At 62.1% G+C, this 24,306-nt stretch carries 16 protein-coding genes and 1 pseudogene; 10 read left to right on the top strand and 7 right to left on the bottom strand.

Features of this window, described 5'->3' with window-relative positions:
• Positions 1–380: 380 nt before the first annotated feature.
• Positions 381–821, bottom strand: coding sequence for a nucleic acid/nucleotide deaminase domain-containing protein (locus GM910_RS27905; protein ID WP_425482726.1), 441 nt, complete (start codon positions 819–821; stop codon positions 381–383).
• 413 nt (positions 822–1,234) lie between these two features.
• Positions 1,235–2,453: pseudogene (locus GM910_RS23985) on the bottom strand (MFS transporter).
• 553 nt (positions 2,454–3,006) lie between these two features.
• Here GM910_RS23985 and GM910_RS23980 point away from each other — a divergent pair.
• Complete coding sequence (locus GM910_RS23980; RefSeq protein WP_159592611.1) at positions 3,007–3,381, top strand: hypothetical protein; 375 nt, start codon at positions 3,007–3,009, stop codon at positions 3,379–3,381.
• 158 nt (positions 3,382–3,539) lie between these two features.
• Here the strand turns inward: GM910_RS23980 and GM910_RS23975 are convergent, their stop codons facing one another.
• Positions 3,540–4,589 (bottom strand): GlxA family transcriptional regulator, encoded by a 1,050-nt coding sequence (locus GM910_RS23975; protein ID WP_159592609.1) that lies wholly within the window; start codon positions 4,587–4,589, stop codon positions 3,540–3,542.
• A gap of 96 nt (positions 4,590–4,685) precedes the next feature.
• On the opposite strand from GM910_RS23975, the gene GM910_RS23970 reads away from it, so the two are divergent.
• Both GM910_RS23970 and GM910_RS23965 read left to right on the top strand, forming a co-directional pair.
• A complete protein-coding gene (locus tag GM910_RS23970; RefSeq protein WP_159592606.1) occupies positions 4,686–5,876 on the top strand; it encodes an MFS transporter in 1,191 nt (396 codons plus the stop codon).
• A gap of 697 nt (positions 5,877–6,573) precedes the next feature.
• Positions 6,574–7,521 (top strand): IS1595 family transposase, encoded by a 948-nt coding sequence (locus tag GM910_RS23965; RefSeq protein WP_159592603.1) that lies wholly within the window; start codon positions 6,574–6,576, stop codon positions 7,519–7,521.
• Positions 7,522–7,689: 168 nt separating this feature from the next.
• On the opposite strand, the gene GM910_RS23960 is transcribed toward GM910_RS23965, so the two are convergent.
• A complete protein-coding gene (locus GM910_RS23960; protein WP_159592600.1) occupies positions 7,690–8,538 on the bottom strand; it encodes a hypothetical protein in 849 nt (282 codons plus the stop codon).
• Between the two features lie 23 nt (positions 8,539–8,561).
• On the opposite strand from GM910_RS23960, the gene GM910_RS23955 reads away from it, so the two are divergent.
• Positions 8,562–11,039, top strand: a complete 2,478-nt coding sequence (locus GM910_RS23955) for a glycoside hydrolase family 38 N-terminal domain-containing protein (RefSeq protein WP_159592597.1) — start codon at positions 8,562–8,564, stop codon at positions 11,037–11,039.
• A 7-nt stretch (positions 11,040–11,046) separates the two neighbouring features.
• Here GM910_RS23955 and GM910_RS23950 read toward each other — a convergent pair whose 3' ends face one another.
• A complete protein-coding gene (locus GM910_RS23950) occupies positions 11,047–11,934 on the bottom strand; it encodes an SMP-30/gluconolactonase/LRE family protein (protein WP_159592594.1) in 888 nt (295 codons plus the stop codon).
• 571 nt (positions 11,935–12,505) lie between these two features.
• On the opposite strand from GM910_RS23950, the gene GM910_RS23945 reads away from it, so the two are divergent.
• The 5 genes from GM910_RS23945 to GM910_RS23925 are packed head-to-tail and all read left to right on the top strand — an operon-like array spanning position 12,506 to position 19,855.
• Positions 12,506–13,810 carry an extracellular solute-binding protein gene (locus GM910_RS23945; protein ID WP_159592592.1) on the top strand — a complete coding sequence of 435 codons (1,305 nt, stop codon included), beginning with the start codon at positions 12,506–12,508 and terminating at the stop codon, positions 13,808–13,810.
• 30 nt (positions 13,811–13,840) lie between these two features.
• Entirely contained in the window at positions 13,841–14,770 is a 930-nt protein-coding gene (locus tag GM910_RS23940) for a carbohydrate ABC transporter permease (protein ID WP_159592589.1), read from the top strand.
• Between the two features lie 3 nt (positions 14,771–14,773).
• The gene (locus GM910_RS23935; protein WP_425482725.1) at positions 14,774–15,616 is read left to right on the top strand and encodes a carbohydrate ABC transporter permease; all 843 of its coding nucleotides are present in this window, start codon (positions 14,774–14,776) and stop codon (positions 15,614–15,616) included.
• A gap of 34 nt (positions 15,617–15,650) precedes the next feature.
• Positions 15,651–18,707 (top strand): alpha-mannosidase, encoded by a 3,057-nt coding sequence (locus GM910_RS23930; RefSeq protein ID WP_159592586.1) that lies wholly within the window; start codon positions 15,651–15,653, stop codon positions 18,705–18,707.
• Positions 18,708–18,748: 41 nt separating this feature from the next.
• Entirely contained in the window at positions 18,749–19,855 is a 1,107-nt protein-coding gene (locus GM910_RS23925; protein WP_159592583.1) for an ABC transporter ATP-binding protein, read from the top strand.
• Positions 19,856–19,874: 19 nt separating this feature from the next.
• Here the strand turns inward: GM910_RS23925 and GM910_RS23920 are convergent, their stop codons facing one another.
• Together GM910_RS23920 and GM910_RS23915 are read right to left on the bottom strand one after the other, a co-directional pair.
• Positions 19,875–20,927: a LacI family transcriptional regulator gene (locus GM910_RS23920; RefSeq protein WP_159592580.1), complete on the bottom strand. Its 1,053-nt coding sequence runs from the start codon at positions 20,925–20,927 to the stop codon at positions 19,875–19,877.
• Positions 20,928–21,142: 215 nt separating this feature from the next.
• The gene (locus tag GM910_RS23915) at positions 21,143–21,745 is read right to left on the bottom strand and encodes a nucleoside/nucleotide kinase family protein (protein ID WP_159592577.1); all 603 of its coding nucleotides are present in this window, start codon (positions 21,743–21,745) and stop codon (positions 21,143–21,145) included.
• 703 nt (positions 21,746–22,448) lie between these two features.
• Between GM910_RS23915 and GM910_RS23910 the strand changes: the two genes are divergently transcribed.
• On the top strand, positions 22,449–23,750 hold the full coding sequence (locus GM910_RS23910) for a PQQ-dependent sugar dehydrogenase (protein ID WP_159592574.1): 1,302 nt from the start codon (positions 22,449–22,451) through the stop codon (positions 23,748–23,750).
• The last annotated feature ends 556 nt before the right edge of the window (positions 23,751–24,306 follow it).

Genomic DNA, 24,306 nt, shown 5'->3' with positions numbered 1-24,306 from the left:
CCGCCGACGAGATCCTCTCATCAGTCAAACGCTTCTGCCAAAAAACAGAGCAGACCTTATGTGGCGAACTTTAGATTCACGTGACTAGTTAGTAGTTGTTGCGCCGACGGTGAAACGGCTGGCGATCCGGCCGGATATGACACAACGCTGCCGTTCGTGTGGTGCGCTGGAGGTCGTGATCGGGTGGTGAGTCGCCGTTTGTCTCTCTGATTGGAATACCCCGTTTGCGCCACAGGAGCGGTCGTTTCCGGCGCAAACTCAAGACATCACAATAGCCTGCGGGCTACCGACCAGCGCAGCGAGCGCGCGAGCGGAAAATAGTTGGTGCGGCACTTCCCCGGTCCGGATGATGCGGTCTCCCGACACGACATGACACCTGCTCATGTGTCGTCATCGAGTTTCCTTTCCCGCGGCAGGTGAAGACCAGAAAGGTCGCGGGAAATGGTGGCATTGAAGAGCCGTGCGGCACGTCGCACGAGTTCTCGGTCGTCAGTCTTGCGAAAGGTCCCTCCTGCCGCTCCGAATCGGGCCTTCGCATTCCTGCCGTATTCGGGGTCATCGGCCGCAAAGACAACATGACGAACGCCAGCTTCGAGAAGGTTGGTAGTGCAGTCGCGGCCGTCATTGACCCCCGACGCCTCGCTGCATGGCGCCAGAGTTGTGTAGAGAACACATCGCTCGTCCGCGGCAATGCCATGCGCCCTAAGGTGCTGGATAATCCGATATTCGGCGTGATGGCACCCATCATCCGAACTGGCGCTCGACGCCAAAAGCTGGCCGTCTCGCAACAGGCATGCCGCAACGACACCTTCAGGATCCATGGAAGTCTCCGCAAGGCTGAACAAGAAGGCGAATATCTCTCGCTCGTTGTGCATCGCGCAATGGCGTCTTTCCACGCCCATGTTCCTCAGGCTGCTATCGCATATTGGATGAAGACCGGCGAAGGTCAAAGCTTTCGACGGCATTAGCTGATCTCCATGAGTCAGGTGAACCAATTGAGATTAACCGCGCGGACGTGCGAAGCGGAGATCCGGCCAAGGAGGCGCCGCGCGCTGTCCACCGGTCACCACCCCAGCGCTCCCCTCATCCGATTGTGCTCGCTTCGACCTCGTCGCAGAACCAGCGCCTGGCTTTTGGTTTGATCGGCCGTCGTACGGTCGTACCTGGCCGCGCGCACGTGCTTCCTGGGGACCGGCTGACTTGCTGCACCGGGGAAGCGCCAGTGGAGGCTGCATCACCGTTCCTCGGGCGCCTTGAGGTGCCGGAAACTGCATCAGCAGCAGTAGATCGTACATGATGTTCAGGACGCCGCAGATGAGCAAGGGCCAAGCTCGGAACGAGGCAGCGAACAGGGCACCGGCCAGTGCGGGGCTAGCTGCGGCGGCCAAACTGCGCGGCACCGATGTGAAGCTCGCGGCCGCCGGCCGCTCCGCCTCCGTGACGACGGCCATCACGTAGGAAGACCGCGTCGGAACGTCCATCTGCGAAAGCGCGGCGCGGATCAGCAGAAGGGCGAGCGCAAGGGGGAGCGTGGGCGCCAGTGCCGCCAGCATCAGAGCGAGGCTGGACGGAATATGGGTGAACACCATTGTGTTGATGAGCCCGATATGCCGGGACAGCCAGGCGGCAACGGGGAACGAGAACGCCGAAAGCACGCCGGACCAGAAGAAGAAAAGGCCCGCCTCCGCGAGCGATAGGTTGAATGTCTCGAAAAGCCACAGCGCGAGCAGCGACTGGACGACGAAGCCTCCGGCGAACGCATCGAGGCTGAACAGCGCCGCCAGCTTGAACACAATTTTGCGCGAGGGGCCGAGCGCGGTCGCGGTGCCAGAGGCGGCCGTTGGACGGCGCTGCGGGATCTGCCCATAGAGGAAGCCACCAAGCAGGCCCAGGAACGCATAGAGCACGAACATTGCCTTGATGCCGGTGAGTTGGTCGATGCCTGCTGAAGCCACAAGATCAGGCGTCGTCGAAGCGAGCCCGCCAGCCGCGGCTGCCAGCGCACCCACAAGGCTGTAACGCGCGAATATCCTGGTTCGCGCAGCATCAGTGACTTCGCGCGTGAGCACGGCATGCTCCAATGGCACGAACACGCTGACGCTGCCGGCCGAGGGGTTGATGGTGCCTGCGAACGCGATCACCAGAAGCAGCGCATAGTCGTTGACGACAGCAAAGGCCACGCCTGTGGCAACCATCAGGCTGGCGGCAGCGAACAGGAGTTGGCGGTGACCGCAACGGACGCCCAGGAACCCGACTCCCATGGTCAACAGTGCAGAGCCAAGAAGCGATGCCGTAGCGATGATCCCGACCTGCAGAGGCGCAAAGCCTAATGCGAGGAGATAAACCGGCAACAGCACGGCCACGAAGCCATCGCCCATGTCGCGCAGGGCGCGCGCCGCAAAAAGGAAGGTTGTCGGGTGGATGCGCTGCACCGCCTGGCCTACCCTTATCATCTGCGCGGCACGACCGGCCCCGGAAGTGTCGCTCGAAAAGGCAGAGCGATCATGACGGAGTCGCATCAGACATTCCAGGGAGGCGAATGTCGGCCCCTCAGTTTCAGATCGCATCGTGACGATTTGGAGCAACCGGAAAGCGTTCAACCGGCTACATACTGCACCTAGCTGTGAAGGTCGGGTAAATGGTGCGAACTTGCCGTGGCTATTGACTCCGGGAAGGCCTGCAAGGGGTCGATTTTTCGCGTTCACAGCCGTCGCGAACGGGTGGAAAAGGGGCATCAAGTTGCATTTCCTCCCTCTCGATGTCATTCCGATATCGGACTTTGGAGGGGGCGTCCTATGGCAACTGTGAGCGTTACGATTGCCGTCTTGTCGCTATTGCATTTCCGTGGCGACGGCATGGCTCACGCTGTTCCGGCGTGGCCGACTGGCCATGACAAGGCCAGCTATAGTGTTTTGCGGCTTCGACCATGTGCCGAAAACAACCGCGAAAATCTTCCTTCGCGCTCTCCTGTACAGCACCGCAATCCGGGGGCAGGTGGTCGAAGGGATGTTCGCCAAACTCCACCACCGAGACAGCGAGCAGATTTTCAGCTTTTGGGGCTACGGTGAGACAACCCAGCTATCTCCCGGCAGCGGCTTGTATGTGGGGCGGACCGGGGTTGTGCTGAACCATCATTTCGTCCTGTCCGTTCATCAGCCGGAATACGAATTCACGGCGGGCGACTACCGGGTTGAGGTCTTTGCCCGCGTGGTCGGCAAGAAGCGGCCTGCAAAGCTGGCGGAGGGTTCAGTCTCCGTTACGGAGGAACAGGCTGCAATTCTTGCCAATCGGGGAGGCATTCTGTTCGAATTGAGTTCCGATGGTCAAACCTACATCGGGCACGCACGGGACGAGATGCCGCAGGCCGCGGGGCCTGCGTAACTTCCCCTCTGTGACTGCCAGTGCTAGATGGCACTGAATTATCAGCGCTATGTGGCACCCCTTAACGGTCGTAGAATCCAGTCGATGAATTCCTCTGATTGGGAAGTGACTGTTCCGCCAATTGAGCGGACGTTGCTGGAGATTGTTTGCGGAGCACTTCATACAGTTTCAGACACAAGGGCGCGCCGCTTTGACCAGTCACGATCCTGATTGGCTTCAGGTCCGCCGCGCCCGAACCGCTCCCGGTAGGCCGCGGGCGGGATGCCGAGGCGGCGCAGGAAAGCCCGGCGCATGCGCTCCTCATCGCCGAATCCGCAGAGATCGGCTACCAGCTTGATCTCGCTGTCGCTCTCCTCAAGCTGTCGGCAGGCCGCTTCTATGCGCAGCTCTCGGACCAGCTTTGCCGGTGTATCCCCATGCCACCGGGCGAAGTTGCGGGCAAAGCTCCGCGGGCTCATGCCGACCGCCCTTGCCAGGCCATCGACACTGAGATCGGCATTCAAATTGTTCATAACCCACATCGGAAGCTCCGCCAGCCTGGCGGCCGGCGGCACCGTTCCTAGTCGCGTTTGGGCGGCAAGCGCGCTGCTGAACTGCGCCTGCCCGCCCGGCCGGTGAAGGAAGACAACCAGTTCCTTCGCCATCGACAGGCTGGTGCGCCGACCGTGGTCGTCCTCGATGAGGGCGAGCGCGAGATCAATCCCGGCGCTCATCCCCGCCGCTGTCCAGATCGCACCGTCTCTGAGATAGATCGGGTCCAGTTCGATCTGCACCCCTGGATACATAGTCTTCAGCCGCTCGACCTCGCACCAGTGCGTCACCGCGCGGCGCCCCTCGAGCAGCCCAGCCGCCGCGAGCAGGAAGGCGCCGTTACAGATGCTGCAGGTCCGCCGCACCGACTTCGACGCCCGCCTGATCCATCGTACGAGCGGTGTTTCCCGCGTGAAAGCCCAGGCCTCCAGCCCGCCGACGACGATCAGCGTGTCTATCGTGCCGGGAGGAGCCGTTCCGAGGGCTTCGGTCTCAACCGCAAGGCCGCAACTCGTCCGCACCAGGCCTCCGGCCTCGGACAGGAATAGGAGATCATATCCAGCGCCTTCGCTACCGAGCAAGTGGTTGGCCACGCTGAAGGCTTCGGCGGGGCCATTGAGGTTCAGCGCCAGGGCCTGATCGAACAGAACAAAGGCAATCGCGCGGCGGTCATTCATGAGACCCTCTTTTGGCAGAAATCGAGGGATTTATGTCATATAAGACAAAAGCCTCCTTGACTAGTTTCCGGGGCGATATCCCGGAACGAGGTCAGTATGGATACCGAAACCGTCAAAGCCTCAGACTATCGGCGTGAGCCGCCAACGCTGCTCTCAATCTTGACGCTTACCTTCTGCGCCTTTTCGGTCACCACGGCCGAGTTCGTCATCGCCGGCATCCTGCCGGAAGTCGCGGCCGACCTGTCGGTTTCGATCCCCTCGGCCGGCCATCTGGTGACGGCCTACGCAGTGGGCATGATCTTCGGCGGACCGGTGCTCACGCTGCTCACCGTCGGCATCCCACGCAAGCCGCTGATCGCGGCACTTCTCGCCGTGTTCGTCATCGGAAACCTCTTCGCGACGGTGGCACAGAACTATGTCGCTTTGCTTGCAGCGAGACTGATCAGCGGGCTTGTCGTCGCCACCTTCTTTGCGATGGTCGTGGTCGTCGCCGCTTCACTCGCCGGGGCGGGCAGGCAGGCTTCAGCCGTGGCGAAGGTGGCGCTCGGCTTCAATCTGGCGATGATCCTCGGCGCGCCGCTCGGCACCGTCATCGGCCAGCAATTCGGGTGGCGCGCGACGTTCCTGGCCATCGCCATTCTCGCCACCGTCGCGCTTGCCCTTCTGGTGAAGCTCGTCCCGGTCCGCGGCGTGCCGACCACGGGCTCGGTCGTCAGCGAGCTTCGCGTCCTGAAGAGCCGCGATCTGCAACTCGCCCTTGCCATGACCGCGGTGGGCAATGCCGGAGTCCTGATGGTCTTCGTCTATCTCGCACCGCTCTTGACTAGGGTGGGCGGGTTCGCCCCCGAGACCGTGCCAGCGCTGCTTCTGATCTACGGCATCGGCGCCACGCTCGGAAACCTTGCCGGCGGATGGCTGTCGGACCGGGCGCTGATGCCGTCCATCATCGGTCTGCTCGCGAGCCTGGCTGCAGCGCTGGCGCTGTTCCGGCTCGCCGGGCAGTTCCATCTTACCGCCGCGGTCATGGTGTTCGTGATCGGCGCCCTGGCCTTCTCGGTGATCCCGGGCATGCAAACAAGGGTCCTGCTCACCGGCAAGTCCGCGCCGACACTCGGTATTGCCCTGAACGCCTCCGGGTTCCAAATCGCCGCCGCCTTCGCGGCATGGATTGGCGGTCAGGTTATCGACAGCGATTTGCGGCTGGGCTCACTCCCTCTCGTTGGTGCGGGCGTGACAATCATCGGTGCACTCTTGGCGCTCGTCGCATGGATGCGAGACGCCGGCTAATGTCGCGACCGCCTACAAATTCCTGTCCTTCGGTCGCATTTGAAAGAGCGACTGCAATGGGTCGATCTTTCCGGTTCCCATCTGTCACAGCAGGGGTGGAATGCGGACACCAACTGGCATAGCCTGGGGCATGACGGATCGTGAGTGGTTCCAGCTTCGCCGACAGTCGGATGATTTGGTGTATACGTTTCGGTGGAGGATCGACGCCGCTGGTAACGTCGCCTATCAGCGACAGGATCAAGATCATTGGATTACATTTCGGACCGAGTTGGGTTGGGTGGCATGGGACGAGACGACCCGGTCTTGTATGGGGCGGCCGTGGGATGTGCCGCCACATATCCAGGCTGACTTTCCGCCAGAATGCGTTTGGGTCAGTCGGAAGGGACCGAAGTCCTACGTCTATACCCTGGTGTATATTGCGGATCCAACGACCACAGCTTAGCGGTCGATTTCAACTTGGGTCGCACCATGCCGTCGACTAGGTGCCCGCCCAACCCCCGTTGTGTGGCGGAAACCAGCCATATCCCCGTCGTGTGAACGTTGCCATGGCGCTTAGACGTCATTTCGCCCCCTACCGGAATCGACCCTAGTCAGGGAATCGTAACGACGGCAGAAACTAGTTAAGAACAAATTCAGCATATTATACTTGCCATACCCAATCCGATGGATTATATTGATTCCATAAGGAGTTAGGGAAATGTCCGTTCTTTCAGATAAACACTTTCACGATGAAGCTGCCGCCTACCAGTTTGTAGAGGCCAGGATTTGGCCTGACGGGCCGGTTTGCCCACATTGCGGCGGCGTAGAGCGCATTTCCAAGATGGGAGGCAAGAGCACCCGGATCGGCACCTACAAGTGCTACCAGTGCCGCAAGCCGTTCACCGTGAAGATCGGAACCATTTTTGAGGCCAGCCATGTACCGATGCATTATTGGTTGCAGGCAATCTTTCTCATGGCTTCATCCAAGAAGGGTATTTCCAGCAACCAGCTTCACCGCACTCTCGGCGTGACCCTGAAAACCGCGTGGTTCATGTCGCACCGTATTCGCGAAGCCATGCGAGACGGTTCGCTCGGTCCGCTAGGCGGTAACGGCGAGATTGTCGAGGCGGACGAAACATATTTCGGCCAGCGCGCCGACAAACGCACCACTAGGACCAGCGGCGAGCCCTTCATCAAGCGCGGCAAGGGTGGGCCTTCGAACAAGCGCGCCGTTCTTGGCCTCATTGAGCGAGGAGGTTCGGTTCGGACCTTCCATGTCGCATCGGCAACCAAGGAAAATGTCTCAGTTCTGGTATCGGAAAACATCGTTGTCGAAAGCATGCTGTTCACCGACGAAAGCCGCCTCTATCAGACCGTCGGCGCGGCCTTCTTGGACCATATGACCGTCAAGCATTCGGCTGGCGAATATGTGCGCGGTGGCGTCCACACCAACACCATCGAAAGCTATTTTTCGATCTTCAAGCGCGGCATGCGTGGCACCTATCAGCATTGTGCTGAGAAGCACCTTCACCGCTATCTGGCCGAGTTCGATTTCCGCCACAACAAGCGGGTAGCGTTGGGCGTGAATGACGTTGCTCGCGCCGGCCGCATCCTTGATGGTGTCGTCGGCAAGCGACTGACCTATGAAACGACTAGTGCAAGGTGAGGCATCCTATGGCATCTGGCGACCGTCCAAATACCGCCCCAAAGCCAAGCGGCAAAAAGGCAAAAAAACTTAGTCAGAAAGAGCAATCGGAGCGATTCAAGGCGACCGCCCGGGAGCTTGGCGCGGATGAGAATGGGAAGGATTTTGAGAACGCCGTAAAGCGCGTCCTCAAGCCAACGGTAGGCCGCTCTCATCCATCCGACTAGCCACCTTCTGCATAAACCCCTTTACGATCTCAAAGAGGTGGCGCGCCTCAGCATCTGTATATTTGATTTCGAGGTGCATGGTCGAATTGCGATATGGATTCTGCATCGCTGTTAGCACAGCGTGAAACGATTCGAATAGTAGCGCATCGCCGCGCAGACGAGTCGCCTTAGGCCAGCGCTGTTCGATTTCAGCTGAAATCGTCCTAAGAACGTTACCCCAATTCCGATCCGTCCCCTTAATCGGATCGGGGATGCCCAGACATCGGCTCATTGCTCTGATAGCAGCCTCGAAGCAACGTATCAGATGAAATGCTCCGGCTGTTGGTCGGTCGAGTGCGAGGCACTTTCCCGCTTCTGTTATCTCGTCACTTATCGATGGGAATTTTACCGCGACTTCATCGCCGAAGAGACGCCCTCCCTCATAAAGCGAAACGTGGCTTGGCGCGATGGCGAGAAAGAACTGATTACCGAGCCCATCGTAAAAACGGCCGCGCAACTCGTCGATTCTATGTTGCAGAACGGAAAAGCGAACAGTCTGCGAAGAAAGTACCTCTTCCACTCTGTCCAGCGACACAATCGCAGTGTCCAGTCCAAGTACCTCCATTGCGTGGCGGATTTCGCTAATCGCAGGCATAACCGCATCCGCAGCTTGCTCAAGGTCGGGCTGGTTGCCTGGTTGAAATTTGGCAACAGATAACTGCGCAATGTAATCAACAGCAAGCGCGAACGCCTTTGCCTTCACTTCCAGCATATCCAACAAGCTCCATAGCCTGCCGGGTGCGAACTGATTCCCCCGGTCAGAGTGCATCATAGCACCCTCCCGCCAACTTGGGTATGGCAAGTATAATATGCTGCCGCTGGACCTGCGAGGTTACCGGCATCACGGAGGACTGGTGGAATCGCGCCGACAATGCCAACCGCGACCGGTTCATGGCCGCGGTTGGGCGCGGCCAGATCGAGGTCGCCGGCATGTTGTGGCACATGACGCCGCTCATGGACCACGCCATGGTCGTCGACGTGCTCAGGCCCATAAAGTTCTTCCGCGAGCTCGGCATACCGGTTCGCTCGGCGATGAACACGGACGTCAACGGCCTCCCCTGGGGCGTCGTCGATGCGCTGCTCGACCACGGCATTTCCGGCATCTCCATGGCCATCAACGAGCATTTCGGCCATGCGCTGAGGCCCTGGCCGCGCGCCTTCCGCTGGCAGGCACCGGGCGGGCGCACGATCACCGCCTATAACGGCTTCATCTATGGGGTCACGAGCGACGTCAGTATGAAGGTGCCGGTCGACCTCGAAGAGGCTCGGGTCAAGGTGCCGGCCTGGGCCAGGTTCTGGGAGGAGCGAGGCTACCCGCACCCGTTCCTGATGATGCAGATCACCAATATCCGCTACCACGACAACGGCTCGCCGCAGGCGGTGCTACCCGATTTCATCCGGCGCTTCAACGACACCGATCCTGAGGTGCGCCTGCGGTTCATCACGCTTTCCGACTTCTTCGACCGCTTGCGGGCAGAGCCGGAAGAGCGGCTGCCACTGATGCGCGGCGACTGGACGGACTGGTGGAACTTCGGCGCCGGCAGCACGGCTCATGAGACAGCTGAAGCGCTCCAAGGCCAGCGCCACCTGAGCGAGGCGCTTTCGCTCAGGGCTTGGCTAAAGGCCGAGCCTCTACGCTTTTCGGACAATGTGAGCGAGGCGCAGCGCGCATTGGCGCTTTTTGCCGAGCACACCTGGGGCGCCGACAGGTCAGTGTGGAACGTCAATTCGCCCGAGACGCGGACGCAGCAGCTCCTCAAGCTCATGCAGGCGCTGCAGGGCGCTTCGATCGGGCGCATGCTGCGGCGGGACGGGCTCGAGACTCTGGCCGCGGAGGCCGGCGGCGAGGAGCCACGCGTTCTGGTCTACAACCCCCATCCCGTGCCGATAAAGCGCAGCCTGAGGCTACCATACCTGCCGCCGCTGGCTGGCGCACCCGCGCCGGACCGGGAGCTTGGGGTTGAGGAGTTCGTGCCGCATGGGCCGACCTCGCACCGTATCCAGCGCCAGGACGTGCACATGTCCGATCTAGCGGACGAGCGCGCCTTCTGGAGCGCGCCGGTCGAGGTGCCACCGCTCTCCTATGTCACCATACCGGCGGCCGCGCTGAAGCCCGCGACTGGCGCGCTCACAGCCGAAGCCGGGGTGCTCTCCAACGGCCTCGTCAGCGTCGAGATCGACCCGGCGACCGGCGGGCTCAACTCGCTCACCCGCGACGGCGTCGAATATGCGGGCCAGGGGCCGGGCGGACTGGCTTTCGGGGTGCCGGTGCTGGAAGTCGTGACGGCCGGAACGCGCGATGCGATCTTCGACCGCATCAAGATCGACTCGCCTGACTGGCACGAGGCATGGCACCGCGACTGGCAGGCGGATCGTCAGGCCGCCGGGCGCGAGGGCGAGCCTCAGGCCATCGTGGAGCGCGGTCGCGCCGAGATCGGTCAATCATTCGCGTTCGGCAATGGCGACAGGGTGCGCGTGATCTACCGGCTGGTGCCGGACGACGCGGCGCTCGAAATCGAGGCCATTGTTGACAAGCAGCCGATCGCTGCCCCCCATTCGCTTTACCTGCCGCTTCCGACGGCGCTTCGGATGCCGTGGGAGTGCGATTTCGAGAGCAGCGGCGCGACGGTGCGGCTTGATGCCGAGCAGCTGCCCTACGCGAGCAGGCACTACATCACCGCCCAGCGCTGGGTCCGCATCGCCGATCCGGCGCATGAAGTGACCGTCGCCTGTCCTGATGCGCCGCTCTGGCAGGTGGGCGGGTTTACCTATGGCCGGTTCAAGGACCCGGACGGGCGCGTCAGGCGCGAGGCACCCACGCTGCTCGCCTGGCTCACCAACAACTACTGGATGACCAACTTCCAGGCGGACCAGGGAGGACGGTTGCGCTTCCGTTTCCACGTTCTGGCCTCAAAGCGGCGTCCGCTGGGGATAGCGGCACAGGAAGCGCTGCCCTACGCCCATCCGCCGGCCGCACATGTCTATGCCGGTCATGGTGAGGCCCGCAGTACGGCAGCTACCCTAATTGAGGTCGATATCGCACCCGTACTCCTGACTGCTCTCGAGCGAGAGGGCGAGGGCATCGCGCTCACCCTTCTCAACCCGGAATCGGAGGCGGTCGAGGCGCGCCTCGGCGGCGGAATTTTCCAGCCGCGCCGGGCTTGGCGGACCAGCCTCGCCGGTGACAGGATCGAGGAACTTGCCTGCGACGGCACCGTAGCCGTGCAAATTGCTCCACGGCAGTGGACACGCGTCCTGCTGCTTCCCAGCTGAGGACGGCTCACCCGAACTCCGGCGCCGGCAGGCCTGCGGCGTCGACATCCAGCGCATAAAGCGCGCCTTCGCCTGGAAGCGTTCTTATATCGTCGTCCGAGAGACCGAAGCGGGACGAGGTGACGTAGAGGGTGGAAAGGTCGGGTCCACCGAAGGTGCAACTTGTGGGGGCCCGGCAGGGAAGATCGAAATAGTCTTCGAGCCCGCCGTCAGGTGAGAGGCGCGCTATGGCAGCACCGTCGACCACCCGAGCATTGTAGATGCGCCCGTCCGTGTCTCGGGTCGACCCGTCGGGGAGACCCCGGTCGAGCGGTTGGCCGAAGTCGCGTCGCGGACCAAGTCCAGACGGCAGCACGTCGTACTGATAGAGTCGGTTCTTCAGTGTGTCGGCCGTCACGAAACGTCCGTCGTCGGTCCACACCATGGTGTTGGTGATCCCGAACTCTCTGTCGGTCATCCGCGTCACAGTGCCATCCGGCGTGATGCGGTAGATTGCGCCCGTCCTGGCGGTCATCTCCTTCGGAGAGCCGTCTTCGGCGACGTTGTTCTGCATGGTGCCGCACCAGAAAGAACCGTCCGGAGCGACAACGCCCTCGTTGAGGCGGTTCTGCGGGAGGTCAGGTTCCGGCACAGCGAAGGTCTCGAACGCGCCGCCCGGCCTCCAGAAGGCGACGCGCTGGCGCAATCCGACAATCAACCCGCCACCCCGACGCAAGCCAATGGAGGAGACGAGCTCCGGCGTGGGCCAGAAGCGGTGTTCCTGCGCGGACGGGGAGTACCTGTGAATGCGGCGCCCCACTATGTCCACCCACCACAGCACCTCTTCGCCGGGTGACCAGATGATACTTTCGCCGACGATATCGCCGGTGTGGAGCACCTGATGCGCTAGCCTCATCGGTATAGCCCTCCTCGATTCCAATCCAGTCAGGGGCGTTGCTCACTGGTCTTACGGTACCATCTCGTGGCATTCAGACTAGACGCCTATGCATCGACGCCATCGAATCTTCGCAAATCCGACGGAACCACAACCTACTGATATCACTCAACTCTTTTCAGGTCAGGCTTTCAAGGTGAGCGGCCTTTTGCCGAACGGCGAGCAACGAGCAAAACGGTGACGCTGAACGGACCTTCCTGTACTCATTTGGTGACAGGATAATGGCGCATCGACACACCCCTATTCTTCTGTGACCTGGACGATCTGCCTTAGATCGGTGCGGGCCGGTCGTGTAAGAACCCAAGCTTGCTGATGCTGGTTCTCGTCGTCCACACCCTGAAGATCGACGCCCAATACAAGCGCTGCGCCGCAAACCCTGCACCAATATGCAATCTGTAACGTTGCAGGTTGAGAAGTCTGTGGCATACTGGCCCTCAACCTGTCCAGTGCGGCGCCCTCCGAGAACGCCGCGCAGGCGCGGGAGTGAGCGCGATCCGGCGCTGGCCGGAAAGCATCAACAGGGAGGAGTCCGATGCACAAAACGTTTCTGTCCGCGTGCCTGGCCGGCACCATACTGGCCGGGCTTGCCGCCGGTGCTGCCGCGCAGCAGCTGGTGACCACCGATCGGGTGGGGAGTCCCGATGCACCGAACGTGCTCACCATGCGGGCGAATCCGAACCAGTCGCCCAATAATCCCAGCCCGGAACAAAAGGCAGCCTTCGAGAAGGTATGGCAGGCCTTTGCCGAGGCCCATCCCGACTGGCAGATCCAGTTCGAATTCTTCGGCCAGGACATCGGCAGCGAGCATGCCCGACTGCTTGAGCAGGCGCGCGCCGGCCGCGCGCCCGACTGCGTCACCGTCGACTCGTTCCAACTCGCGCTGTTCATCAAGAACGGCGCCCTGAAGCCGCTGGACGACTTCTTCAGCCAGGAGGAGATCGACGATCTCTTCCCCTTCATCCGCGACGGCATCACCGGCTCGGACGGCCACATCTATGCCTGGTGGTGGGGCACCGATCTGCGCGTGCTCTATCGCAACACCGAGATCGTGGCGGACGCGCCTGAGACCTGGGAGGAGTTGCAGAACGCAGCGCTCGAAGCCGCAGAGTCGGGTGTTGAGGGCGTGCTGTTCAACGGCGGGCGCTGGGAAGGCACCACCTTCGACTGGCTCGCCAATTTCTGGGCCCAGGGAGGCCAACTGGTTGACGAGGACGGAAAGCCGATCTTCGGCGAGGGCGAGAACCGCGAAAAAATGCTGCGGGCGATCGACTATTTCAAGGGCCTGGTCGACAGCGGCGCCGCGCCGCAGCGGGTGGCCACCATCAAGGACTATAACGACTTCAACGCCGCCGCGATCGCCGGAAGTGCTGCCATGTTCTTCGGCGGCCACTGGCAGTATTTCCAGCTGCAGGAGGCGATGCCGGAGGAAGCGTTCGCCAAATGGGATGTCTCAGAGCTTCCCGGCCCAACGGCTGACGAGCGTGCGACCGGCACCGGCGGCTGGACGATCGCCGCCTTCTCCGACGACGCGGAAAAGATCGAGATGTGCGCCAATGTCATGCGCGAGGTCTATATGGGGCCGGCCAACGAGGTGATTGGTGATCTGCCAACGCGCGAGAGCCTGTTCGCCTCGCTGCCGAAGTTCCAGGATCCCTATTTTGACAAGCTCAAGGATTATCTGGTCAACGGCCGCGCCCGCCCGGGAGTGCCGATCTATCCCGAGATATCCAACCAGATCCAGATCATGATGGGCGAGGTCCTATCGGGAACCAAGGAACCCGAGGCTGCGCTGGACGGCGCGTGGAACCGGGTGATGGACGCCTACGCGAAGATGTAGCTGCTTGGCGTCAATCCCGGAGGACCTTTCATGAGCCAGGATGCAGCCGTGGGGGCCGCCAGCCGAACCGGATCCCGGCACAAGAAGGCGTGGCACCTGGCCGAACGGCCCCTGGTCTGGCTGGCGCCGCTCACGCTGCTCCTGTTCGTGACCTACGTCTATCCGGCGATCGACGTCATCCGCTACAGCTTCACCGACGCCACGCTTCTCAACCCGGAATACGCATATACGACCGACAGCTTCAAGGCGGTAATCCGCAGCCCGGACCTGCCGGGCATCCTTTGGGTGACGTTTGCGTTCGTCGTGGCGAGCGTGATCCTTCAGCTTGTTCTCGGCCTGCTCGTCGCCATGGCGCTGCATCGCGGCGTCAGGCGGCGTCTGCCCGGCGTATCGGTGGTGCGCATCATCATCCTGTCGGCGTGGATCGTGCCGGGGGTGGCCGCCGGCATCGTCTGGCAGCTGATGTTCAACGAGGCGAGCTACGGCTTCTTGAACGCCGTTCTGCGCGGCGCCGGCCTGTCGCCGGTAGCCTGGCTTTCCGATCCCAACATCGCGTTGTGGTCGGCGGTCATCGCCAATGTCTGGCGGGGCACGGCCTTCAGCATGCTCCTGCTCTATGCTGGCCTCGTTGTCATTCCCTCGAGCCTCTATGAGGCCGCGTCGGTGGACGGGGCGACGGCGCTCAAACAGTTCTGGTACATTACCTTGCCGCAGTTGCGACCGATCCTGCTGATCAATACGGTCCTGATCAGCATCTTCACCCTCAATACGTTCGACCTCATTCTGCCGCTGACTGGCGGTGGTCCGGGACGAGCGACGGAGGTGTTGGCGCTCTACACCTACAACACCGTCTTCCGCAACTTCGACCTGTCAAACGGCGCGGTGCTGGCCGTCGTCCTCCTTCTGATCAGCATCGTCTTCACCCTCATCTATGTCCGCTTGCTGCCCAGAGAGCTCTGACCCGTGACCACGATCGGCCGCACACGACTTGCCGATATCGGCACCTATGTCGCCTTTGGCGTCATCTGCTTGTTCTTCGCCGGACCACTCCTTTGGCTCGTCTCGCTGTCGATCCGCACCAGCGCGGAGATCTATGTCAGCAACATCAATCTGTGGCCCAAGAACTCAACCTTGGAGAATTACGCATCGGCACTCAACAACCCACTTTTCCCCATTTATCTGTGGAACGGCCTGAAGCTTGCTGTCGGCGGCGCCTTCGGCGCCATGCTCTTCGCCGCACCCGCGGCTTACGCCCTTTCCCGCTTCCGCTTCCGCAACCAGCAGCTCACCATGATCGGGTTGCTCGCGGTGCAGATGATCTCGCCGCTGGTCATCATGGTGCCGCTCTACCGCTATATGGACCGGGTGGGGCTCACCGACAGCCACGTGGGCGCGATGATGATCTACATCGCGGTGGCTGCCCCCCTCTTCACCTGGATGCTGAAAGGCTTCCTCGACGGCGTTCCGCAGAGCCTTGAAGAAGCGGCGATGATCGACGGCTGCACGCGCTTCGGCGCCTTCATGCGCATCGTCCTGCCGCTCAGCCTGCCGGGGCTGACGTCGGCCTTCGTGCTCAACGCCATTCTCGGCTGGTCGCAGTTCATCATCCCCTTCATCCTGATCAGCAAGCCAGGCCTTCTGCCGATCGCCGTCGGCATTTTCAATTTCCAGGGCACCTACAGCCAGACTTCCACGCAGATCCTTGCCGCGGCGAGCGTCATTTCCATCGTGCCGGCCGTGGTGGTGTTCCTGGTCTTGCAGCGCTTCATTGTCGGTGCCCTGATGAGCGGTGCTGTGAAGGGCTGACCGTTCTCCTAAGCTTCGACCGTAGGATTCAAAAATGACACTGAACGTTGAACAACGCATCACCCGCCTGCGAAAGCGGCTTGCCGAACTGGAACTGTGGATCGACCGCGAGAGCTTTCCTCTCGAAGGGTGGACGTTCAACGGCCGGCCGCTTGCCCTCGGCACACCTTGGCCGACGCGTGACGGCGTCGCGGCCTTCTCGCATGGCGACGCGCAGGTGCCCGCCGACTGGCCGCTTGAAGAAAGCCGCCTTGATCTCAATCTCGGCGGCGAAGGTTTGGTGCGGATTGCCTATGCGGACGGGGAAAGCGAGGGCTTCGGCCTCGACCCCAACCATCAGAATTTTCCGCTCAGGGAGCGGCGCTTCTCCGTCACGGCGGACTGCGTGGCGCGCCTGCCCTTCGGCGTTCCCAACCGCGATGCGCGCCTTCAGCGGGCAAGGGTGGTCCGAATCGAGGCAGAGTTGGCGGAGTTTTCCCTGCTCTTGCACCAGGTGGCGGAGACGGCGGAAGTCCTGCAAACGCACGAGGTGGTGCCGGCCCTCTTGTCCGCCGGCGAAGAGGCGCTTGCCCAGCTCGAATGGCCGACGGCGACGGAAGCCTATGTCGCCCGGGTCGCCCTTGGCGCTGAAATGCAAAGGGTGTGGCAACTGCCGGCGGAGCTTGCCGACCAGCCGCCGGGCCTCGAGGAGGCCGAGCGCGCCTCCGTCGCGGCGGCCGCGCAATTCCTGAGAAGCAGGCTTCGGGCGCTGCGCGAACGCTACCCGTCGAGCGGCGGGTTGGCGATGACCGGCCACGCCCATATCGATCTCGCATGGCTGTGGCCACTCGATGAGACGCGGCGCAAGGCCAACCGCACGTTCCACACCATGGTCGGCCTGATGGACCGGAACCCGGAGTTCCGCTTCAACCAGTCGACGGCCCAGCTTTACGCCTTTCTGGAAGAGGACGATCCGCACCTGTTCGCCCGCATCAAGGAAAAGGCGGCGGCCGGCCAGTGGGAGCCGAACGGCGCCATGTGGGTCGAACCCGACACCAACATGCCGACGGGCGAGTCGCTCGTGCGTCAGCTCCTTTACGGCCAGCTCTATTTCGAGCGGACCTTCGGCCGCCGCCATACGGTGTGCTGGCTGCCGGACTGCTTCGGCTTTTCGCCCGCACTTCCGCAACTACTCCGGCAGGCGGGCGTCGAAGGGTTCTTCACCATCAAGGTCAACTGGTCCGAGACCAACGAGATGCCCTTCGACCTCTTCTGGTGGGAGGGGCTGGACGGCAGCCGCGTGCTCGCCCACACCTTCAACAATCCGGTCGGCGGCTACAACGCCGAGATTGGTCCGCGCTCTATCATCGAGACCTGGAAGAATTTCCGCGGCAAGGACCTCAATCCGGAAAGCCTGATTGCCTTCGGCTACGGCGATGGTGGCGGCGGACCGACGCAGGAAATGCTCGACCGCGCGCGGCAGTTCCAGGATTTCCCAGTTGTCCCTGGTCTGCAGCAGATCGGCGTCGGAGATTGGTACGCGGGCGTCCGCGAGGCGGTGAAGGACAATCCCGACATGCCTGTCTGGGTCGGCGAGATGTATCTGGAGCTGCACCGCGGCACGCTCACCACGCAAGGCCGCACCAAGTTCCTCCATCGCCGGGCGGAGCGCGCTCTGATCACGGCGGAGACCCTGTCGAGCATGGCGACGCTGTCGGGCGAGCCGGTCGCCGCACCGCTCGAGGATCAATGGCGCGTGCTCCTACGCAACGAGTTCCATGACATCCTGCCGGGCTCGAGCATCCGCGAGGTCTATGAGCTTGCCGAATCCGAGTTGGCTCTTGTGGTCGAAGTCGGCCGGAAAAAATCCGACACGCACCTTGCCGCGATCGCGCGCCGCGTCGTCCAGCCGGGGAGCAGGCACGGCATCATCGCGGTCAACCCCGACCTTTCGCCGCGGCCGCTGCGGATGTCCTCGGCACAGCCGCTGCCAGGCGGGCAGGCGGTCGAAGGCGGTTCGGTCTTCGCCGGAGAGCGCCGGGTTCCGGGGCTTTCGGCCGCCGTGGTCATCGAAGACCAGCCGCCCTCCGGCCTGACCGTCGAGCAGGGACGGCTGGAGAACGCCGACATTCGCGTGGAGTTTGCCCGGGACGGCACGCTTACCAACGTCTACGACAAGCGCGCCGGGCGCGAAGTGCTGGCGGGCCGCGGCAACCAGATCTGGGCCTATACCGACAAACCGCGCAACTGGGACGCCTGGGATGTGGAGGAGAACTACACAACCCAAGGTGAGGAGATCATGGCGGCGGCGGCGCAGATCGTTGAGCGCGGGCCGCATCGTGCGGCAATCCGGTTCATCCGCCGCTTCCGCGACAGCACGATCACCCAGACGGTGCGGCTGTGGGCCAACTCCGCGCGCCTGGAATTCAAGACCGACGTCGAATGGCACGAGCGCCGGATTCTGCTCAAGGCGCGCTTTCCGCTCGCCATCCGCTCCGACCATGCCACCTTCGAATGCGCCCATGGCGTGGTCCGGCGGCCCACCCACCGCAACACCTCATGGGACCAGGCCCGCTTTGAGGTGGCCGCGCACCGCTTCGCCGATCTTTCGGAACAAGGATATGGCGTGGCCCTCCTGAACGACGGCAAATACGGCCACCATGTCGTCGGCAATGAGCTCGGGCTGAGCCTCTTGCGCGCCCCGGTCTTTCCGGACCCAATCGCGGACGAGGGGCACCATAGCTTCACCTACGCGCTCTTCCCGCATCGCAGCGACTGGCTGAGTGGCGGCGTCTTGGCCGAAGCGGAGGATTTGAATCAGCCGCTTGTCTGCCGATCCGTCCAGGCCGCGGCCGAAACGGTCTGGTCCGCGGCCCGCGTGGAGGGCATGGCGCTGGGCTTGAGTGCCTTTAAGCCTGCGGAGGACGGCAAGGCGCTCGTTCTCAGGATATATGAGCCTGCGGGCGCGCGCGGCGAGGCTGACGTGGCGCTGCCCGAGGGCTGGCGGCTTGGCGGCGAAGTGGACCTGCTCGAGGGACGCGCAGGGCCGGCGGACCGGAGCTTCACGCCCTACAAGGTGCACAGCTGGACGGTCGAGAAGAACAAGGGATGATCACGGGGCAATGGCCATACGGCCAGTCGGAGGAGAGAGCTGTGGCGCATGTCGTAGTCAGCCAGTTGTACAAGAAATATGGGGAGCTGCAGGTCGTGCACGGCGTCGATTTCGAGATCGGCGATGGTGAGTTCATGGTCCTGGTCGGCCCGTCCGGCTGCGGCAAGAGCACGATCCTGAGAATGATCGCCGGGCTAGAGGGCGTGACCGGCGGCGAGATCGTCATCAACGACCGGATGATGAATGACGTACCGCCGCGCGACCGTGACATCGCCATGGTCTTCCAGGACTATGCGCTGTATCCGCACATGTCGGTGCGGCAGAATCTCGGCTTCGGCCTCAAGATGCGCAATGCGCCGAGGGCGGAGGTCGAGGCAACGGTGCGCAAGACGGCAGAAACCCTGCAGATCGAAGCATTGCTCGACCGTAAGCCGAAGCAGCTTTCGGGCGGGCAGCGCCAACGCGTGGCGATCGGGCGGGCGATCGCGCGCGAACCGCAAGTGTTCCTCTTCGACGAGCCGCTGTCGAACCTCGATGCCAAGCTGCGCGTGGAGATGCGCACGCAGATCAAACGGTTGCACATGAGCTTCAAGGTGACCAGCATCTACGTCACACATGACCAGACGGAGGCGATGACGCTGGCCGACCGCATCGTGGTGCTGCGCGACGGCCGCATCGAGCAGGTCGGCACGCCTGAGGAGCTGTATGCACGGCCGGCCAACCGCTTCGTTGCCGGCTTCATCGGTTCGCCGACGATGAATTTCATCGAGGCGCAAGTGGTCGAGGAGGGTAACGGGCTGCGGGTCGTCCCGGTCGGCGGACCTCCTCTCGCGATCCCTAAATCGAGGGCCCAGCGGTACCAACGGCATGCCGGCAGACCCGTCATCCTCGGTATCCGGCCGGAGGATGTGACCAACACGTGGACGGAGGAGAGCCGCGCAAGGGAAAGCGCGGTGCCACTCGATGTGGCCGTGGAGATTTCCGAACCACTGGGCTCCGATACACTCATCTTTGCCCGTCTGGGCAATGCCGAGATCGTTTGCCGGGCAAGCGGCATGTCGGCGCCGGTCAGCGGCTCGGCCATTCGGCTGAACGCCCACATGGATCGCATGCACCTGTTCGATCCCGAAAGCGGCATGGCGCTTTAAGGGCGATCCGTGGGGGCGGTCAGGTGCGGGGGTGTAGGTGCGGAGCGGCGATGGTTTGCAGCTCGCTCACCGGCGTGCCGGCGATACGCCTCAAGAGCAGCCGCGCCAGCTCTTCGCCGGCAAAGGTCAAGTCCTCGTAAAAGGAATCGATGGCCGGCGTGATGTGATCGAGCAAGTCCGATGTCTCCTTGGCGATGACATCGCCATCGGCTCCGACGGCGAAGCCCGCCTCCCTAAGCCCGGCCACCAACGCAATGCCCCGGGTCTCGTTTGCACAGATATAGCCGTCCGGAGGATTCGGTCCCGAGGCGAGCCGCCGCCCAACGGCGCGGAACTCCAAGGGATCGCTGTCGAGATCGATGCCTTCCACCACGATGCCTTCGATCCCGGCGTCTCTTGTCGCCTCGAGAAACCCGTCAAACATGTGGTACGCACAGGTCAGGCTGTCGGACGGCGGGATGAGCGCCAGACGCCGGCGCCCGCGCGCGCGGAGCCGCTCCACCGCCTCGACCATGAAGCGCTCATTGTCGAAATCGTAAAAGGCGTGCGTCAGGCCCATGTCGGTCCTGCCGTGCGTGACGAAGGGGAACTGGCGCGCCAACAGATAGCGCACCCGTTCGTCCCGCGGCTGCGTATGGGTGAAGATCAGGCCGTCAGCCGCGCCCGTCTCCACGAAATAGCGGACCGGCTCCACCACGTCGGCTCCCTGGCGCAGCGGCATGACGACGAGATGATAGTCGGTCTCGAAAAGAACGCTGGAGACGCCGAGGATGATGCGACGCTCGAATTCGGCGATGGTCACACTCTGGTCGAGAATGAGCCCGATGACATAGGTTCGTCCCGTCCTCAGCCGCACGCCCGCCCGGTTGGGCCGATAGCCGATGTCGTCCGCCACGGAGCGCACCCGTGCCCGCGTCTCGGCGCTCAGTTCGGGGCCGTTCTTGAGCGCGCGCGAAACGGTCGTCACACCGAGGCCGGTGATCTCGGAGATCGTCTTCAGCGTCGGCCGCCCCCGCCGCCTCGTGTTCTCGCCTACACGGCGCATATCCGCCATGTCCTGATCGGTTGCCATAAAAATCCCCCCGCGGATATCGGTTACTACCGACAAGCCGTTCGAATGGGATTATCACAGTTATGCGCGTTTTTGCACATGATCGATCGCTCTTTCGCCTCCGTCACCATCGCAGAAGGGGTGGCAAGCGGGAGTCCAACGTGAACCCGCCGAACAAGTGCTTGGTGGACAACGCCGCCCTCTGACGTACCGCTTCTCAACAAACATTCACTGTGTCATGGCAGCGATGAGCTGCTGCCCAAGACAACACACAACTCCTCAAAGAGGCGGTCATGGGCCCCGACAGCCGCGACATTCACGAGCCTCAAACCGTACCTGTTGGCAGCGTCGCAGACCGCGGCGTTGTCACGCAGGGAGCGTTCGATGAACTTGTCAAAGATGACTTTATTTCGGTCATCCTGGTGTCGATAGAGGCTTTCCGAGCGCATGCGCTCCTGCAGGAAGTCCCTGTCTGCATGAAGGCCAACGACCAGAAGGTCACTGCAGTCCACAGTAACGATATACTCAGGGCGCAGCGCAGAGCCTTCCAGCACAAAGCCGCCTTTTGCTCCACGCTCGGCGTCGATTTTCTGACCGACAAGCGGCCACATGTTTTCGTGGTGCGTCCTGAGAAACCAGTAAATGGTATCGTCCGTAAGGCGCGAATAATATTCGGCGACAGGAGCTCGCACCTCCGGCCAGGGTCGACCCGGATGCCGCGCCAAGCTGTCGGAGGAAACAACACGCCACGCAAGTGCCCGACCAAGGCGCTCTGCCAGCGTCGACTTTCCAACATACGAGCTGCCGAAGATCAAAAGACCCGATGGATGCTGTGTCATGCAGCCTTCTCCCTGTCGCTCCTGGATGGCTTCGGTTTCATAGTGAGCGAGAGTTGGGCCGGAACGGCTCGTTTTCACGCAGGTTCGGACGAAAGCGGTCCAGTCAGGCTGAGACCATCTGCCGCATCTTGCTTTCCAGCTGCTCCAGAGTCGTCGCGAAGTCCCCTTTGTCCGTGTCAACGACGAGGTCGCTGAATGGCCGCTCGCCGTACCCTTCAGCAATCATGGTCCGAATCCGCTCATGTTCCTCTTGACTGAACGCTCGCCCCCGTCCCGCGGCTACGATTGACGGGTACGAGGCCCTGAGGCTCACGAAATGCGGCCGCACACTAGCGTCTCCAAACTTTCTTCGGAAGTAGATCCAGTTCATGCAACCCAGAGGGTAGGCAATGACGACCGTCGATCGATCTTCGAGCATTGCAAGGCCCGTCTGAACAATGGCCCTGCTAATTTGCAGGATCGAACAGTACCAGGGGCGATCGGGATCCGAGAAATCATCGCCAAGCGCTTGACTTCAACGCGCCGAATAGAGAAGTGGACATCGCTGATGCCGACGCGAAGATCTACGTTGCGCCCCCAGATCTGCCCCAAACTACTGTCCCCTCACTTATGTGATTTTTTCGCACCGCCCTCTAGTGCTGGCCGCGCAAAGGCTTTAGCGTCTTGGTCTCTCCTTGTTTTCCCTCATTGTTAGAGACGATACATGGCCGAGCCTTCCCTATTCGCCCGCTTTGTTGCCCTTGTCGGCCAGGGCGCCGTTGCCATTCGTCATTCGAGAGATGGTTCGCGGGAGCCGGTTTATGGCACGGCGCCGGTCATTCCGGTGGCCAAACCGCAGGGCAAGATACCGACGTTGAAGATGCCAACGGCCAAGGGCTGGGAGGGCGAGCACAAGCCGACGGCGGCCGCCGGGCTCAAGGTCAATGCCTTTGCGCGGGGGCTGGTGCATCCGCGCAATATGCATGTGCTGCCCAATGGCGATGTGCTGGTGGCTGAATCGATGGGTGAATCGGGAAATCCACGCACTTTGTTCGACCATGCCATGTCGGCTACGATGCAGCGGGCACGCGCTTCTGGCAACAGCCCCAACCGCGTGACGCTGCTGCGCGATGCCGACGGCGACGGGGTGGCCGAGGAAAGTCACGCCTATATCGAGAATGTGCGGCAGCCCTTCGGCATCGTGCTTGTCGGGGAGACGCTTTATGTCGGGGCCAGCGACGCGCTTCTGGCCTATCCCTACAAGGCGGGCGCGACGAGAATCACCAAGCCGGGTAGAAAGCTGATGGATCTGGTGCCCGGCGGGCATTGGACGCGTAATCTAATTGCCAGCAAGGACGGAACCAAGCTTTATGTGGCTGTGGGGTCACTGAGTAATATCGGTGAGAAGGGCATGGCGGCGGAAGAAAGCCGCGCTTGCATTCACGAATATGCCCTCGAATCGGGCCAGTCCCGCATCTTTGCCAGTGGCTTGCGCAATCCTGTGGGCATGGCCTGGGAGCCCGAGGAAGGAATGCTCTGGACGGTTGTCAATGAGCGCGACGGGCTGGGCGATGAGACGCCGCCTGACTATTTGACGTCGGTGGGCGATGGTGGGTTTTATGGCTGGCCCTATTGCTATTGGAACCGGGTGGTGGACGATCGGGTGCCGCAGGACGACGCCAAGTTGGCCTCGGCGCTGCAGCCCGATTATGCGCTGGGCGGGCATACAGCCTCACTGGGGCTTTGCTGGCTGCCCGAGGGGACGCTGCCGGGCTTTCCGGCGGGCATGGCCATCGGCCAGCACGGGTCGTGGAACCGCTCCAAGCTCTCCGGTTATAAGCTGGCGTTCGTCGCCTTCGAGAATGGCAAGTCTGTGGGGATGCCGCGCGAAGTTCTCACCGATTTCTTGTCGGCGGACGAGAAGTATTCCTATGGCCGCCCGGTCGGGGTGGCGCTGGCGGCCGACGGCGCGGTGTTGATGGCGGACGATGTGGGCGACGTCATCTGGCGCGTCACCGGCGCCTAAGAGCGGGGCGACCACGATACTTTTCCCGTGGATTGGTGCTCGCCCGCCCTGATAACGGACTGGCAGCATTCGGCCCCGTTGCGGTCGTTCCATCACTCCCGCCGGTTCCTGGCGCAACTTGGCCGTTGGTCTATGAGATCGGAATGCCCACGGTGGTATTGGGGATAGCAAGCCCGTATTCTTTTTATGGCGTTCGCTGGGTCGGCAAGGCAGGGAACCGAAGTGAGACAAGACGGGCGCCGGAACGAACCTTCGAGCGCGAACCTGGGCTACCTTGGCCCATCATGCCGCTGCCTGGAAAAGGCCCTGCTGATATCGACGGTTGCGCGCCCCCGCAACCACTTTCGTCATAAATCAATAAAATGCGATATATAACAATTACTTAGGCTGCCGGCAGGCCGTCTTTGTTGTTTTTGGCTCTGGCGTCGATCTGATTCCTGTGGACTTTGCGGCTGTCAAGCGCCGATTCATCGTAACCGGCCGAATAGGACCGCCTTATGAGAGGTGGTGTGAACCGGTAAGTTCAGGTCGTTAACGACGTCGTTATTGACGTCGT

Source organism: Chelativorans xinjiangensis (genome assembly GCF_009812055.1).
GTDB classification, from domain to species: domain Bacteria; phylum Pseudomonadota; class Alphaproteobacteria; order Rhizobiales; family Rhizobiaceae; genus Chelativorans; species Chelativorans xinjiangense.
This window is presented reverse-complemented; position numbering and strand designations above follow the sequence as displayed.